This window comes from Aliidiomarina indica, assembly GCF_015354615.1.
In the GTDB taxonomy this organism is placed as follows: Bacteria; Pseudomonadota; Gammaproteobacteria; order Enterobacterales; family Alteromonadaceae; genus Aliidiomarina; species Aliidiomarina indica.
Genome location: NZ_JACAVQ010000006.1, coordinates 86,725 through 102,424, shown reverse-complemented (window position 1 = coordinate 102,424; position 15,700 = coordinate 86,725). Strand labels below are relative to the sequence as shown.

Genomic DNA, 15,700 nt, shown 5'->3' with positions numbered 1-15,700 from the left:
ATTTACTGGCGTGCAGCCCGCAAGCTATCTACGGCCTTGTCTAAAACGCCATTCACAAAACGATGAGAATCGTCGGCACCAAACGCTTTGGCAAGCTCAATGGCTTCGTTCATCACCACTTTGTAGGGCACATCAAGACGCCATTTTAATTCGTACGCAGATACCCGCAAAATTGCGCGTTCAATCTGGTCTAAATCTGCAAATGGGCGGTCGGTAAAAGGGGTTAACGCTTCATCTAAGGTAGACACGCGACCGGTTACGCCACGCACTAAATCGAGAAAGTAATCGACATCCACTTTAGATACGTCATTCTCAGTTAAGAATTCGGCTTCGATATCGGTCACGCTATTGCGTGACAACTGCCATGAATACACGGCTTGAATCGCAAGGCGACGGGCTTTCCGACGGGCAGCTGGTTTCACAAAAACACTCCTTATAACTGCTCGAGAACGTTCATCATTTCGAGCGCGCTCAAGGCCGCTTCTGCACCTTTATTGCCGTGTTTCACGCCGGCGCGATCAATGGCTTGCTCATCGGTATCTGTAGTAATTACACCAAAAGCTACCGGTACTCCGGTATCCAGTGCAACTTGAGCAAGGCCTGAATTAGCTTGTCCGGCAACAAAATCAAAATGCGGGGTACCGCCACGAATGACAGCGCCGATGGCGATCACCGCGTCGAACTTACCTGAGCTGGCCGCTTTCTTTGCGGTAATAGGCAACTCGTAAGCGCCTGGAACGCGTACCACGGTAATGTCTGACTCTTTGATTTGTCCAATCCGGACCAAAGCATCGATAGCACCTTCAAGCAACTTTTCTACGATAAAGCTGTTAAAGCGTGACACCACAATCGCAACTTTTTTACCCGGTGCTGCAACACCTGCTTCGATAACCTTCATGCAAAATCCTCAGAGCTTTTCAGTGGCACCAGCGGCCGATATCTAATTGCCGCGAAGAATAGCACATTTTCCGCTAGATCGAGAAGTATAACACGCCTAACTACTGCAATTCCGGGTGTTTACCAACGGCTTGGTTGGTAAAGGCTTTAATGCGGTCAAGCGTGTCGTCCACATCGTCGCCTACTGTCATCGGGCTGGAAATGTTAATTGTTCGTGTTTTAAAGCAGAACGATACCGGTACCACCGGAACTTGGGCATCACGCGCTATATGCAAAAAGCCCTTCTTCCATTCCGTTACCTTACTGCGCGTTCCCTCCGGGGCCAAACACAGCACCAGTTGATCGCGGCGATGAAATTCATCTACCATCTGCGCCACCACCCCATGCGAGCTATCTCGTTGTATAGGGATGCCCCCAAGCCACAACAAAATCCCCTTCACTGGAAATACAAAAATGGAATGCTTACCTAAAAAGTTTAAGCGCAGGCCCAATGCTAGTTTCACAAAGACACCCACAAAGAAATCCCAGTTAGATGTGTGTGGGGCAACTGGAATTATGGCTTTAGGAATATCAGGAAGTGAGCCTTGAATAGTCCAGCCACCGAGCAATTTCATACCCAAGCGGCCGACCCAACGACTAAAACGGTTGCCGCGAGTGGGCAACCGTTGCAAGGAATTTGAATTTGGAATCACAAACGTCGTAGCCTCGAACGAATCTCTCGTAACTTCGTTTTTACCAGAGCACGGTTGTCTGGTCCAATGCGAAGCATTTGTTTCTGCGCACCAGGCAAGCTTTCTAGCTCTGGATCAGCAAAGGTATACATAACTTGCTCATCTGAAAGTGCCAATAAGCCTGTCGGTTCTGGGGTATCGAGTACCACTTGAATCGCGGTGAGCACACGATCCCGAAAGCGAATATTCGGGTCGCCAAATTCAGCGTAGGCTTCCTCAAACACAGGCTCAAAGCGCTGGAATAGCGCCACAATAGCATCGGTGTCCATGCTGATAAACCAGTTCACCATATCGTCATAGCGTTGGTAACTGCGCTCATCAATATACAATTGGTGATCGATTTCCTGTACCAAAAAGCGCGACTCTGGACCTTCAATTACCGCCGCTTCGCGTACTAAAACGCCTTCGGCAATATTGTCAGTGAGCACCACCAGCTTGCGGACCAGGTTCTCACCATCCAGCAAAGAGGTATTCAGCGATTTATCTTGCGCTTCATCAATCAATACGGCACTGGCGCTATCTAACTCGGGCAGTGGACGCTCTGGCTCTGGTTCCGGCTCCGGCTCAACCACAGGTTCAGGCTCCGGTTCTGGTACAGGTTCAGGCTCCGGTTCTGGCTCGGGCTCTGGTGTCGGCTCCGGTATCTCTACTGGCACGGGCTGAGGCTCGGGCTCCGGCGATGTATCTCGCGTAAACCACAGCACAATCGCAATCACAAATATAACGACTATGCCCCCAATAACCATGGGGTTGATTCTCTTACTGGGTTGCTCCGTTGCCGGATCGTGATCTGAATGATCAGCCATAACCGCTCCTAATTTACTTAGCCAATTTCTGCCCGCGTGAATACCAGTTCTTTATCGGTCGATAGCTCACTTGAGAATTGGTAACCCTCTGCATTAAAAGACTTCAATTCTTCAATAGAGTTCGGCTTCTTTTCAATTATATACCGCGCCATTAAACCTCGCGCTTTTTTTGCATAAAAGCTAATCACTTTTAGTTTGCCTTTCTTTGTGTCTTTAAACACGGGCGTAACCACCGGCACATCCAGTTGCTTTACGCGTACTGATTTAAAATACTCGTTCGACGCCAAATTAATCAATACCGAACTTTTAGTTTCTTGTGCGGTTTCATTCAATTTCTCGGTAATGGTATCGCCCCAGAAACTGTAGAGGTCTTCACCTCGAGGATTTTTCAACTTGGTGCCCATCTCTAAGCGATACGGTTGCATGAGATCGAGGGGCTTTAACACGCCATACAAACCCGACAGGATACGCATGTGCTTTTGTCCCCAGGCCCAATCCTTCGCGGTTAAGCTTTGCGCATTTAAGCCGGTGTACACATCACCATTGAATGCAAACACCGCTTGCTTGGCATTCGCTTCCGTAAACGGGGTTTTCCATTCGCTAAAGCGCGCAGCATTTAAGCCAGCGAGCTTGTCGCTAATACTCATCAGGGAGGCTAGATCTTGAGGCGAAAGTTGTTTGCACTCTTTCACCAAGGCAGCTGCTTCATCGAGTAGCTCAGGTTGGCTAAAATCGTCGATAGGCGCCGGAGATTCATAATCCAAATTCTTCGCGGGAGACACTACAAATAACATCGTTCGCTTTACCTCGCATTGTTGGAAACTCTAAAAAGACTACCACAGATGATATAAAAAAGCCCCTGACCTTGCGGTCAGAGGCTCGATTAGGGTAATCGGATCAAGCGTTACAACACGGGATCTTGATCTTCGCCCTCTTTTTCAACTTCTGGTGGCATCAAGTCTTCACGTGAGATACCTAACGCAAGCACGATGGTGCTACGCGTGAAGATCGATGAGTAAGTACCCACGATCACACCAATCGACATTGCTACCGCGAAACCAAAGATCATTTGCCCACCAAACAACATCAGAACCACCAATACCATCAATGTGGTTAATGAGGTTACGAGCGTTCGGCTCAAGGTTTGGCTTAACGAAATATCAATGACGCTGACCGGCGTTTCTTTACGCATAATTCTAAAGTTCTCGCGAATCCTATCCGCGACCACGATACTATCGTTAAGAGAGTAACCTATGGTGGCGAGCAAGGCCGCTAGAATCGTTAGATCCACCTGCATTTGGAACAGCGCGAAGATACCAAGTATAAGAATTACGTCTTGCACCAAACCGGCTACCGCAGAAAGCGCCAAGCGCCATTCAAAACGGAAGGACACGTAGATCAAGATACAAATCACCGCCACAATCAGAGCGAGACCACCTGCTTCTGCAAGCTCCTCCCCTACTTGTGGACCGACAAACTCGACCCGGCGAATTTGAAGATCTTCATCCACATTGGTTTGCAAGATACGTAATAAGCTGTCGCCGATTGATTCGGCATTGGCTTCGCCCCGAGGTGGAACGCGTACCAGCACATCCCGTTGCGTACCGTAGTTTTGCACTACCGCATCACCGTAATCATTGGCCTCGAGCACATCGCGCAATTCAGCGAGATCAGCCGGTTGGCTAAAGCCAACCTCAACCAAGGTACCACCGGTGAAATCTAAGCCCCAGTTCAGCTTGTTAATTGCCACTGTGGCCAACGATGCAACAATCAAAATAATACTCAGTGCGGTTGTCCATTTGTTAATGGACATAAAGCGCAACGGATTGTTTTCATCGACTTTAGTAATTAAAAACATTCAGATGCACCCCTTAAATCGACAACTTGGTAAGACGCTTCTGACGTCCCCAAGCGAGATTTACAATGGCTCGAGTACCCACGATTGCTGTAAACATCGACGTAACAATACCGATTGCCAATGTGACCGCAAATCCTTTAATCGACCCTGTACCTACCGCGAACAAGATCAGCGCTGTAATAAGCGTGGTGATGTTTGCATCGGCAATGGTTGAAAAGGCGTTTTCGTATCCGCGCGAGATAGCTTGCTGCGGACTTCGCCCAGCCAACAATTCTTCTCGAATACGTTCGAAGATAATAACGTTGGCATCAACGGCCATACCGACGGTTAACAGGATACCTGCCATACCCGGCATCGTAAGCGTTGCTCCTGGAATCATCGACATTACGCCCACGATTAAGACCAGATTGGTTAACAAAGCAAGGTTCGCAACCAAGCCAAACTTACGATAGTAAATGCCCATAAAGAACAAGACGAGAATAAAACCGGCCATAATAGCCGTCATCCCGGCACGGACGTTTTCAGCACCTAAGCTTGGACCGACGGTACGCTCTTCAACGATTTGAATTGGCGCGATGAGTGCACCGGCACGAAGCAAGAGAGCTAAGTTTTGTGCATCTTGAATCGAACCCACGCCGGTAATTCGGAAATTACTTCCGAGTACCGCTTGAATGGTTGCAACACTCACCACTTCTTCAACGCGCTCAAACGCAATCCGACCTTCATCGGTTGTTTCACCTGTGGCCAAGAATTCGATAAACACGGTCGCCATGGGGCGCCCAACATTTCCTCGGGTTGCCTGGGTCATTAAACGACCACCGGCGGAATCCAAGGTAATGTTTACTTGCGGGCGGTTACTTTCGTCATAACCAACATTGGCGTTTACAATGTGATCACCGGTGAGAATGACGCGATTTTCAAGTAGCTGCTGACCGCCACCGCGCACATTAAACAAGCGACTTCCAAAAGGAACTCGCCCGGCGATGGCATCTTGTAAATCATTGTCGGTATCAACAAAGCGGAATTCTAGCGTTGCCGTTGCTCCTAAAATTTCTTTAGCGCGGGCTGTATCTTGAATCCCTGGTAGCTCCACCACGATGCGATCTTGACCCTGTCGTTGAATCAACGGCTCAGCCACACCGAGCTCATCAACCCGATTTCGCAAAATGGTGATGTTTTGATCAATGGCATTGGCGCGAGTTTCTTGCAGGAACTGATCGGTCATTACCAGCGTAATGGTGTTTGCGCCTGAATCAGTGCGCGTTTCATAGCCTTCAAACTGATTTCTCAGCTCAGACAACGCCCCTTGATAATCCTCGGCACTTCGCAGGGTAACAACAACATCATTGCCCTCTGCGCGAACACCCGTGTAGCGTACCCGAGCATCACGCAAGCGGTCGCGAACAGTATCAAGCATACTTTCACGCATCTTGTTCAGCGCTTCTTCCATGTCCACTTCCATCAGAAAGTGAACACCACCGCGCAAATCAAGACCGAGTTTTAAAGGCTCACCGCCAATCCCAGCTAACCAACTCGGCGTCGCCGGAGCGAGGTTCAGTGCCACTACGTACTGATTACCCAATTCGCTGACCAGAAGTTCACGGGCCGCTAATTGATCGTCATCAGACTCGAGACGCACTAGAACTTGTCCACCCTCGTAAGACATGCCGCGAGTAGGAATTCCAGCTTGCTGGAGTGTCCGTTCTACTTGAGAGAGCGTGTCCATGGTGACTTCACCACCACGGGTTCCAGAAATCTGCACCGCGTGGTCTTCACCATATAAATTTGGTAGTGCGTACAATGCGCCAAACAGCACAATGAACAGCACTAACAAATTTTTCCATAACGGAAATTTGTTTAACACAAGTCCGTCCTTTCGTTATTCGCTAAAATGAATACTTCGATGTGCGAAGTATTAAAGAGTTTTCATACTACCTTTAGGCAGTACTGCAGCAACTGCAGCTTTTTGAACCGTTACTTCAACAGCGTCAGTTAACGCGATCACCATAAAATCGCTTTCTTCGCTAACCTTGCTGATACGGCCTACTAAACCACCTTGCACTAGTACTTCATCACCTTTTTGCAGGCTAGAAACAAGCGTTTTATGCTCTTTTACGCGCTTCGCTTGTGGACGGTAAATCAAGAAATAGAAAATAAGACCAAACAGCGCCAGCATGATAATCAATGATGCCGTTCCACCTTCCTGGCCACCTTGTTGCGCATAAGCATTAGCAATAAAAAAATCCATAACTCTTCCTCTTTAAATACATCAGCCCGCAGGCTTGAAATTTGAATCACATTGATGAAATAAACGCCGTATTGTAACCGAACCGAGCGCGAAGCGAAATGCTTGCATCCGCAGGCTATCGCAGAACTTTGATATGCGGCCCCCATTTTACAAATGCAAGGGAAGCGCACTTCTTTTTTCTTGCATGAAGTGCCACACTAGCGAAATGGTTACTAAAGGATGGTGAGCCCATGACCGAATGGTTCTATATTGCTGATCTTGCGGGTGTTGCTGTATTTGCAGTGGCAGGAACTTTACTGGCGTTTCGGAAGCAAATGGATGGCTTTGGCGTGGTGGTTCTGGCCTCGGTTACGGCTATCGGTGGCGGCACCACCCGTGATTTAATTTTAGACGTACCGGTATTTTGGTTACACGATCCCACGTATTTTTTGGTCATCCTCTTGGCCGCAATGAGCACCATTATTTGGTTACGCTTTAAAGCCTATATCCCACTGAATCGGTTACTTATCGCGGATGCGCTTGGTATCGCGTTTTTTACCGTGTTGGGGGCGGAGAAAGCGCTAAATACAGGGATGAGCCCGGTGATTGCGGTGATTATGGGCACCATGACCGCCGTTTTTGGTGGCATGCTTCGGGATGTGTTGGCTCGCGACATTCCGCTAGTGCTCAAAAGTGAACTCTATGCCACCACCTGTATTGCCGGAGCCATCATATTTGTCGTGCTGCAACCCTACAGTGCAAATATTGCCATGGCCGCCGCGATGACGACCACGCTTGCCCTGCGCTTAGGCGCAATTCGCTACCACTGGTCGCTTACGGTCTTCAAAGAACACCGCTAACCCCTCGTAGCCAACGCACCGCGTTGGCCGATCATCAACCCAGCCGGTGCTAACCCCCGATGCGGCGGCGAAGCCTGTCGCGGAGGCGATCTTCGAGTTGCTCACCGATACTTAAATCACTCCCCTCAACCGAGAGTAAATCCTCAAGCAGACTATTTTGCTCGCGGGCTTGATCACGAAGACCGGTAAACTGCTGTAATCGAGGTTCCCAAGCGCTGGTCACCGCCGCCACTTGCTGTTCCAGATCAGCGCGTACACTACTTAAGTGGGCATCCGCTTCCTGACGCAACGCGCGTGTGAGTAACTGCTGCAATTGGTTATCTAGATCCGAGCTTAATCGCAACCCCGGCTGCCCCAGTGGACCATCCACACTGACATTCATATCAAATGCGTTCACTTGCGAAATAACATCACTGAGGATCTGAGCCCAGCGCGCCTCACCATCTAAGCGCATGTCGACATCTTGCATGCGAATCAAGCCGCTGCCATCCAGTCGTCCTTGTTGTACACCGAGCCTTCCTTCTGAATTTAAAACCGCGCCGAGTAAGCGAGCACTTACACCTTGATGATCAAGCAACGATTGTTCGACAAGGTTAACCCCTTGCACCCGCCAATTTTGATGACCACTAAACCCGCGCACATCGGATAAAGCAAACTCCCCATCAAAGTACAGTTCGCGCCACCATTGAGTGGCCGATGCGCCTGCTTCAAAGGTGGTTGGAATGCCATCAATGCGATCGTGTTGCCAGGTAATATTCTGCCAGTTCGACATCACGTCGGTATCAAGAATACGAATACTAATTCCGGCATTATCAATTAAAAATGTCGGTCGACTGGCGCGGTCAAAATCAATAAAGCGCCCGTGCCAACGGTTGGGTCGTTGTTCTTGATCCTCTGCCCGTTGCAGCATGGGCCCTATTACATCAAACGCCATAAACGCATAACGGCTCCATTGTTCAACCCGCGGACCAAATAAAATGCCACTCAGTTCCGACATACTGTCCTGATCAAAACTGAGCAGCTGACGGATACGGGCTAAGTCTTGACTGGGCGCTTCACGCAGTGCTGCAAGATCGTCACGCATCACTCGAACCGCTTGCTCGCTTGTACTTACAAAGGTTTCCACGTGATGACGGTCTGAACGAATATCTGACTTCAAATCATCTAAACGTTCACGCAGCGCCAACAACTCTTGGGGAGTACGCGGACGGGTTTCGGTAATTTCTTGCATGCGTTCTCGGTAGCTTTCGATTCGCTCCCGTGATGGCAAATTCTCGCGTGCCGTTTCAACTTGTTCCCGCTGCTGCTGAAAATCGTTCTCTATTTTCGATACCAGATCTGGCGTCCGAATTTCGCTGCGGGCCAATACTTCATCCAGAGACGGAATATCAATATCGAGATCCGCAAGTACTTGCTGCCAATCAATCGGATCCCGTTCGCGCTGGTAATCTGCCCGAACACGACCAGGACGGGCACGCTCAACGCCCATGGCAACATCGGCAAGTTCTAACTCGTGAATATGAATACGGCCAATTAACGCATCCCACAGATTGAATTCCGCGTAACCACGACTTGCTTGCACTCGATTGAGTTCAGGCTGATCCGGATCGGTTACTTCAATGCCATGCAAGGTGAGGGCAAAGGGGCTCCATTGCACCACAGCTTGTTCAATATTTACTTCCGCACCATTTGCACGAGTTAACCCGTACTCAAGCCCACCTTTCAGCAAGGGCCCTGCAAATACGCGAATGACCACGGCAATACCCACCACAATCACCAGAAATGCGATAAGGCCGGGCCAACGAATAATGTTTTTCATTAGAAATCCCCCCGTAAACCGCTTACTTTCTGGTAAGCCCCAAAGAATTTGGTGCTTTTCACAACTTGCACGATACGCAGTTTGCCAAACCACAGCATCACTCGCCCGCGGTACAGCACAATTAGTTTATGGGATACGAGCAGCCAGATAGGCGCAAACAGCACACAAAACACCACACTGCCAAGAGTTATCGTGTGGTTGTACTGAAACAAGCGCGCCAGCGGAATTTCGTACAGGGTGACCCAAAGCCCTTCTAACGCGGCGGCGCCAAGCAGCGCCTCTCCAATAAAGTTAAAGAGTGGGTCTAGTGCGTAGGCAATACCGGAAAACACCACGAATGCCAAAATAAAACCGGTGAGATTTATCCGCAGCGATAAAGCTAAGAAAAGAATGAGCACATTGTGCAAACTCAACAGGGGGGTGAGCCCCATAAACATCCCCAGAACAAAGGCCCAAGCGAGGGCCCATGGACTAGTTTCGGCATTCAATGCTTTTAGCAAGCGCGCGAGCATGGTTAACATTGCACTCTCCTTTTTGGTGCGCCTAACACATAGTTATCGCTTAAAGCTTAGCACCCAGCGCTTTTGCTCGCGCGGCTGTTTGCGCACTTTTTTCAGCAGTTCCTGCTTCCCACCCATGGAGCTGGGATTGCACGATCTGGGTGAGCACTTGAATATGTTCCGCATCCGCGTTCAAGCAATCAATATATTCGTAGCGCTCTCCGCCCGCTTCCATAAAGTAGTCGCGATTTTCTTCACCAATTTCCTCAATGGTCTCCAAACAATCTGAAGAAAACCCGGGGCACACAACCTGCAACGATTTGACCCCTTGCTCTGGAAACGCTTTCAAGGTTTCGTCGGTATAAGGCTTTAACCACTCCTCGCGACCAAAACGTGATTGGAAGGTGGTCATGTACTCATCACTACTCATACCTAGCTGCTCTGCAACCAAGCGCGACGTCTTGTAACATTGGCAGTGATAGGGGTCGCCATTTAACAAATAGCGCTTGGGTACGCCATGATAAGAAAACACCAATTTATCGGCACGACCGTGTCGCTCCCAATGGGCCTTTATTTTGTTTGCGACCGCTTGAATAAATCCGGGGTGATCATGGTAACTGGTATTAAATCGAAGTTCGGGTATCCAGCGGCGCTGGGTAAAATCGGCGGCAACTGCATCAAAAGTTGATCCCGTGGTGGAACCGGAATAGTGCGGGTATAGCGGCAAAACAGCCAGTTTGGTCACGCCTTGCTGCATCATTTTCTCAAGAGCACTAGCAATCGAAGGGTTGCCATAGCGCATGCCAAACTCTACCACCACGTCATCACCCCATATTTTTTTCAACTCTGAACGAACCGCATCGGTCTGTTGTTGGGTATAAATCAACAGGGGCGAACCTTGATCTGTCCAAACTGTCTGATAGGCTTTAGCTGAACGACTTGGACGAATTCGCAAGATTACGCCATGCAAAATCACTTTCCACAGGAGTTTTGGAACTTCGACAACGCGTGGATCGGATAAGAATTCTGCCAAATACCGGCGCAACGCTTTTGGCGTAGCTGCATCGGGTGTGCCTAAATTGGTGAGTAACACCCCAATTTTAGGAACTTGACCATGCGTAAACTTTGGAGATCCTTGATATTTCATACTATATATTCCTGTAGAAAAGCTTGCTTATTACAGTGATTTAAGCGATAAATTCGGCGCATTCGGCCCTGTACAAAAGGGCCTTCGACCACAAGGCTATCTATGCATAACACACCGCTTATTATCCTCGACGATCTGTCTGATTGGCAGCCCTATCACCCTAGCCAAGCTATTGTGAGCGCAGCTGATTATATTCAAAATATCAGCAAGCATCGCGGGCCTATTATCAACCTATGTGGCGATCTTTCCTATTTATCCACCGGCTATTATGTCTCTTTGCTAGCCGAAGCGCGGAAGCAACGTGCGTTGCCCTCGGTATCTGCGATTAACGATCTCGCGAATCTTTCCCATTATCAACTGTTTCTAAACAATCACAGTAAACTATTAAACCGATTTGTCGCCCAGCAAAAAGATGGCGACAGTAAGCGGGTACGTTTGTTGATTTGTTTTGGACGTACGTTGCACCCCGATCTTGAAGAATTGGCTCGTCGGCTATTTGAAGCCTACCCCTGCCCAATTCTCGACGTAGAGTTTGTTCACGAAGGCCGTTGGCACTTGAATGCTATACGTAATCGTCCACTTTCAGATCTCAATGACGATGAACAAACCTTATTTGGTGAATCGCTCGAGTACTTCAGTAAACGTGTGTGGCGCAAAGCGCGCAGTCGCAAAGAATACAGCTACGATCTGGCTATTTTGCACGACCCGGATGAGAAAATTCCAACCAGTGACAAAAAAGCACTGCAAAAATTTATGCGCGCAGCCCGCGAGAATGACATGGACGCGGAGCTTATTACCAAAGCCGACTTTAACCGTTTGTTGGAATTCGATGCCTTATTTATTCGCGAGACCACGCGGATAAACCATTACACGTATCACTTTGCTAAGAAAGCCGAAGCAAACGGTCTTGTTGTTATCGATCATCCCGATTCCATTTTGCGCTGCGCAAACAAAGTATTTCTGAATGAAATGCTTGAGAAAAACAAAATACCCCGGCCCCGTACCGAGTTGTTGGTGATGGGCGATTCAATCGACTATACCGCCATCGGTGAGCGCTTTGGTTACCCCGTGGTCTTGAAGATTCCAGACGGCTCGTTCTCGATTGGGGTAGAAAAAGCCAAAACCGCGGAAGAATTTGAGCGCGTCGCAAAGGAACTCTTTAAAACGTCCACCATTTTGTTAATTCAGGAATTCTTACCCACCGATTTCGATTGGCGGATTGGCGTGCTAAACAACCGTGCTATCTATGCATGTAAGTACTTTATGGCGCGTAATCACTGGCAAATCTACAACCACAGCAGCGAAACTAGCCGCGGCAAGAGTGGCACTTTCGCCTGCTATGGTGTACATCAAATCCCTAAAGAAGTAGTGAAAGTTGCGCTGCAAGCCACGCGATTGGTGGGGGATGGCCTCTACGGTGTCGATATTAAAGAAACAGCTAATGGTCCGGTGATTATCGAGATTAATGACAACCCGTCGATCGATAGTGGTGTGGAAGATGAATACTTGGGCGATGAGTTATACCGCATTATTATGGCGGACTTTTTGCGCCGTATCGACGACTAAACGATGACACATATGGGCATTTTGGTTCGGCGCGGACGCGCACATGATGCAAGCAACCTAGCCGCGTTAGAACAACGCTGTTTTAGCTATGATCAGATCGGGCTACGCTCGTTTCGGCATTTGTTAAAACAAGCCCACTGCTTTGTTTGGGTTGCCCTCGAAAACGAGCACATTGTCGGTTATTGCATTGTGCTCACCCGTAAGAATAGTCGCAAATGGCGGTTGTACTCGCTTGCAACCGCACCCGAGGCGCGTGGTAAGGGCGTTGCCCGCGCGTTAATGGAGGCCGTCGAAACCCAAGCAGTGATCGACCGGGCGGCGCTTATTCGATTGGAAGTAAAAACCGATAATCAAGCTGCGATCGATCTCTATCGCAAACTCGATTTTGAGGTCGTAGATATCCTGCCCGGTTACTACGATGACGGGAGTGATGGTTATCGCTTGCAACGCAGCTTAAATCCGCATCTGTAATCCGCGCTGATCAGTTCGCGTTCAGGTTGCGTATCCACTACCCTAGTTTTACTTTCATCAGCAACCTGTGGAGTACCGATGAATAATTTTAGCTTTTACAATCCCACCAAAATTCTTTTTGGCGAAGGTCAAATTGCATCCATTAGCAAAGAAATCCCTGTAGATGCACGCGTGATGCTAGCCTTCGGTGGCGGAAGCATTAAACGCAATGGCGTGTATGATCAAGTTATCGACGCCTTAGGCGACCGTATTGTTTGCGAATTCTCTGGTATCGAGGCCAATCCTGAGTACGAAACTTTGTGCCGCGCGGCTGATGCCGTCAACGAACACAATGCCACCTTTATTCTTGCCGTCGGCGGTGGCTCTGTGATTGATGGTGTGAAATTTATCGCCGCGGCAGCCCACTACAAAGGCGACCGCTGGGATATTCTGACAAAAGGTGGAAAAGTTGTGCAGTCGGCCGTGCCTTTTGGCAGTGTTCTTACCTTACCCGCCACAGGTTCTGAGATGAACTCGGGCTCGGTGGTGACACGCTCTGAGTATAAAGCCAAGTTGCCGTTCGCATCTGCGTTAGTATATCCCCAGTTCTCGGTGCTCGATCCCGTCACTACCTATAGCTTACCCATTCGTCAGGTGATTAATGGTGTTATCGACCCCTTTACTCACGTGATGGAGCAATATCTCACCTATCCGGTAGGGGCGCATCTGCAAGACCGACTTGCTGAATCCATTCTCAAAACCTTGATCGACCTTGGCCCTGAAACGCTTGCTCAGCCTGAAAACTACGAAGTGCGGGCAAATGTGATGTGGTGTGCCACTATGGCGCTTAATGGCCTTATCGGTGCAGGCGTGCCGCAAGATTGGTCAACTCACATGATTGGCCATGAGCTTACCGCTTTGTATGGCCTCGATCATGCACAAACCCTTGCAGTAGTGCTCCCTGCCAACCTTCGGGTGCGCAAAACCGATAAGTTGCCTAAATTAGTGCAGTACGCTGAGCGGGTGTGGGGTATCACCGAAGGTAGCGACGAAGAACGCGCTGAAGCAGCTATTGCCCGCACCGAAACCTTCTTTAGAAACTTGGGCGCAGGCACGCGCATTGAGGATTACGATCTCAGCGCTGATGTAATTGATGTGATTATCAAACAATTAGAAGCCCACGGCATGGTAAAACTCGGAGAGCACCGAGACGTGACTCCGGAAGTTAGCCGCAAAATACTAGAAACCGCCCTGCGTTAATCGTTCTGATAGGAACGTGTTACTTGCAAGATGCGCTCCGCGCTCTTGCGGTAACGCGTCATCAAATCGGTTATTGGCTCAGGCTCTGAGTTCAATCCACGCTCTTGCAGATATTTCGAGTTATAAAGCTTCGATGCACTGCGCTCGCCTAAATCACAGGCAAACGTCACGATGGTTTTGCCTGGTGCACGATGCAACGCAGCAAAAAACGCTGCCGCCACATTCAGTGCCGAGCTACTGCCTAACACAATGCCATCCTGCTCCCGAACAAATCGAGAAATTGCGATGAGATCGTGATCCGGAAGGTTTATCGCGTAGTCGATGTGCGCTTGTCGGAAATTTTCAACCAAGCGCATGATGCCAATACCCTCTGTCATCGAACTGCCCGATGATTCGTAGGCGCCAGTACGCAAAAACTCGTAGCTCCCCGAGCCATCCGGATCCGCCAACCACACCTCAATATTCGGGTTCTTTTCTTTTAAAAATTTAGAGTTGCCGCCAATGGTGCCGCCGGTGCCGGATACCGACACTAAAATATCGATATTCCCTTCCGTTTGTTGCCAAATCTCTGGCCCTGTATGCAGATAATGCGCTTTTAGGTTACTGGTATTTTCGAACTGATTAGCCCACCAGTAGTTAGCGTTTTCTTCGGCGATGCGTCGAGCCGTATGATAAAAATGATTGGGATCTTTAAATGGGACGGGGGGCACCGCATGTAGCTTCGCCCCATGCATTTCAATCATGCGGGTTTTCTCGGGAGTTTGATCATTTGGCATCACCACCAGGAGATCACATCCCAAAGATTTCGCGACGATCGCCAGCCCAATTCCAGTATTCCCGGCAGTGCCTTCCACAATCGTCATTCCCGGCTTCAGCTCACCGCTAGCCATGGCATCTTCTACCAACTGCAGTGCGGCCCGATCTTTAATTGACCCACCCGGATTTTGGTGCTCACACTTCACATAAATCGATGAACCCGATAACTTTGAAAGCGATTCGATTTTTAACAGATCTGTGCCGCCAATAAGCTCCGATTGTCGCCCAGCGACGCGTCCACGTTTTATATTCTGCATCTCGGTTTTCCATGGGTTAACTCTGTGACTACTATACCCAATCCGCGTAAAATTTGCTGAGATTCAATTGCTATATCAAAGAATCTTTAAAAATATTCGCAAGGGAAAAAACGCAGATGTATACTAACTTTGCTTAAGTATCATGTGGTTTCTGCTGCTTGAACGATCCCCTTTCTTAAAAGCGCTCGTCCCTGCCGTAAAACTCAACTGATTCAAAGCAAATCTAGTTCGCTAACGCACGTTAGCTGTTTTAAATAGCAAAGAAGTTAGGAAAGACTATGTCTGATATCGTTACTGGTACCGTAAAGTGGTTCAATGAATCAAAAGGTTTTGGTTTTCTTGAGCGCGAGGGCGGACCAGATGTGTTCGTTCATTTCAGCGCCATTACCGGTACGGGTTTCCGCACGTTGGCTGAAGGCCAGAAAGTACAGTTTACTATCACCCAAGGTCAAAAAGGTCCTCAGGCTGAAAACGTAACTGTTGCAGAATAAGGGTTTCCCTTAGGC

17 protein-coding genes are annotated in these 15,700 nt (G+C 48.9%); 5 read left to right on the top strand and 12 right to left on the bottom strand.

Annotated elements, in window-relative coordinates; translation table 11 throughout:
- Positions 1-2: 2 nt before the first annotated feature.
- The 8 genes from nusB to yajC form a co-directional block, all read right to left on the bottom strand.
- Positions 3-422: a transcription antitermination factor NusB gene (gene nusB / locus HXZ99_RS09780; protein WP_194757113.1), complete on the bottom strand. Its 420-nt coding sequence runs from the start codon at positions 420-422 to the stop codon at positions 3-5.
- Positions 423-433: 11 nt separating this feature from the next.
- Positions 434-898, bottom strand: a complete 465-nt coding sequence (ribH, locus tag HXZ99_RS09775) for a 6,7-dimethyl-8-ribityllumazine synthase (protein WP_194757112.1) — start codon at positions 896-898, stop codon at positions 434-436.
- Between the two features lie 100 nt (positions 899-998).
- A complete protein-coding gene (locus HXZ99_RS09770) occupies positions 999-1,589 on the bottom strand; it encodes a lysophospholipid acyltransferase family protein (protein WP_331458490.1) in 591 nt (196 codons plus the stop codon).
- Positions 1,586-2,434, bottom strand: a complete 849-nt coding sequence (locus tag HXZ99_RS09765; RefSeq protein WP_194757111.1) for a DUF3014 domain-containing protein — start codon at positions 2,432-2,434, stop codon at positions 1,586-1,588. The genes HXZ99_RS09770 and HXZ99_RS09765 overlap by 4 nt, the downstream gene beginning before the upstream one ends.
- Positions 2,435-2,451: 17 nt before the next feature.
- Complete coding sequence (gene yaaA, locus HXZ99_RS09760; protein ID WP_194757110.1) at positions 2,452-3,228, bottom strand: peroxide stress protein YaaA; 777 nt, start codon at positions 3,226-3,228, stop codon at positions 2,452-2,454.
- A 110-nt stretch (positions 3,229-3,338) separates the two neighbouring features.
- Positions 3,339-4,292, bottom strand: a complete 954-nt coding sequence (gene secF, locus HXZ99_RS09755) for a protein translocase subunit SecF (RefSeq protein WP_194757109.1) — start codon at positions 4,290-4,292, stop codon at positions 3,339-3,341.
- Positions 4,293-4,305: 13 nt separating this feature from the next.
- The gene (gene secD / locus HXZ99_RS09750; RefSeq protein WP_194757108.1) at positions 4,306-6,156 is read right to left on the bottom strand and encodes a protein translocase subunit SecD; all 1,851 of its coding nucleotides are present in this window, start codon (positions 6,154-6,156) and stop codon (positions 4,306-4,308) included.
- A gap of 51 nt (positions 6,157-6,207) precedes the next feature.
- On the bottom strand, positions 6,208-6,540 hold the full coding sequence (gene yajC, locus HXZ99_RS09745; RefSeq protein WP_194757107.1) for a preprotein translocase subunit YajC: 333 nt from the start codon (positions 6,538-6,540) through the stop codon (positions 6,208-6,210).
- A 230-nt stretch (positions 6,541-6,770) separates the two neighbouring features.
- Here yajC and HXZ99_RS09740 point away from each other — a divergent pair, with 230 nt between their 5' ends.
- Complete coding sequence (locus HXZ99_RS09740; RefSeq protein WP_194757106.1) at positions 6,771-7,379, top strand: trimeric intracellular cation channel family protein; 609 nt, start codon at positions 6,771-6,773, stop codon at positions 7,377-7,379.
- Between the two features lie 49 nt (positions 7,380-7,428).
- On the opposite strand, the gene HXZ99_RS09735 is transcribed toward HXZ99_RS09740, so the two are convergent.
- The 3 genes from HXZ99_RS09735 to hemH are packed head-to-tail and all read right to left on the bottom strand — an operon-like array spanning position 7,429 to position 10,845.
- Positions 7,429-9,198: a TIGR03545 family protein gene (locus HXZ99_RS09735; protein WP_194757105.1), complete on the bottom strand. Its 1,770-nt coding sequence runs from the start codon at positions 9,196-9,198 to the stop codon at positions 7,429-7,431.
- Entirely contained in the window at positions 9,198-9,719 is a 522-nt protein-coding gene (locus tag HXZ99_RS09730; protein WP_194757104.1) for a TIGR03546 family protein, read from the bottom strand. Before HXZ99_RS09730 ends, HXZ99_RS09735 begins: the two co-directional genes overlap by 1 nt.
- Before the next feature lie 40 nt (positions 9,720-9,759).
- The gene (gene hemH / locus HXZ99_RS09725; RefSeq protein ID WP_194757103.1) at positions 9,760-10,845 is read right to left on the bottom strand and encodes a ferrochelatase; all 1,086 of its coding nucleotides are present in this window, start codon (positions 10,843-10,845) and stop codon (positions 9,760-9,762) included.
- Positions 10,846-10,947: 102 nt separating this feature from the next.
- On the opposite strand from hemH, the gene HXZ99_RS09720 reads away from it, so the two are divergent.
- From HXZ99_RS09720 to HXZ99_RS09710, 3 genes are all read left to right on the top strand, one after another.
- Positions 10,948-12,411, top strand: a complete 1,464-nt coding sequence (locus HXZ99_RS09720; RefSeq protein WP_194757102.1) for a RimK family protein — start codon at positions 10,948-10,950, stop codon at positions 12,409-12,411.
- Between the two features lie 3 nt (positions 12,412-12,414).
- Positions 12,415-12,882, top strand: coding sequence for a GNAT family N-acetyltransferase (locus tag HXZ99_RS09715; RefSeq protein WP_228517889.1), 468 nt, complete (start codon positions 12,415-12,417; stop codon positions 12,880-12,882).
- A 78-nt stretch (positions 12,883-12,960) separates the two neighbouring features.
- The gene (locus HXZ99_RS09710; protein ID WP_194757101.1) at positions 12,961-14,121 is read left to right on the top strand and encodes an iron-containing alcohol dehydrogenase; all 1,161 of its coding nucleotides are present in this window, start codon (positions 12,961-12,963) and stop codon (positions 14,119-14,121) included.
- Here the strand turns inward: HXZ99_RS09710 and HXZ99_RS09705 are convergent.
- Positions 14,118-15,194, bottom strand: coding sequence for a cysteine synthase A (locus HXZ99_RS09705; protein ID WP_194757100.1), 1,077 nt, complete (start codon positions 15,192-15,194; stop codon positions 14,118-14,120). The genes HXZ99_RS09710 and HXZ99_RS09705 overlap by 4 nt on opposite strands.
- 278 nt (positions 15,195-15,472) lie before the next feature.
- On the opposite strand from HXZ99_RS09705, the gene HXZ99_RS09700 reads away from it, so the two are divergent.
- Positions 15,473-15,685, top strand: coding sequence for a cold-shock protein (locus tag HXZ99_RS09700; RefSeq protein WP_194757099.1), 213 nt, complete (start codon positions 15,473-15,475; stop codon positions 15,683-15,685).
- Positions 15,686-15,700: the final 15 nt, after the last annotated feature.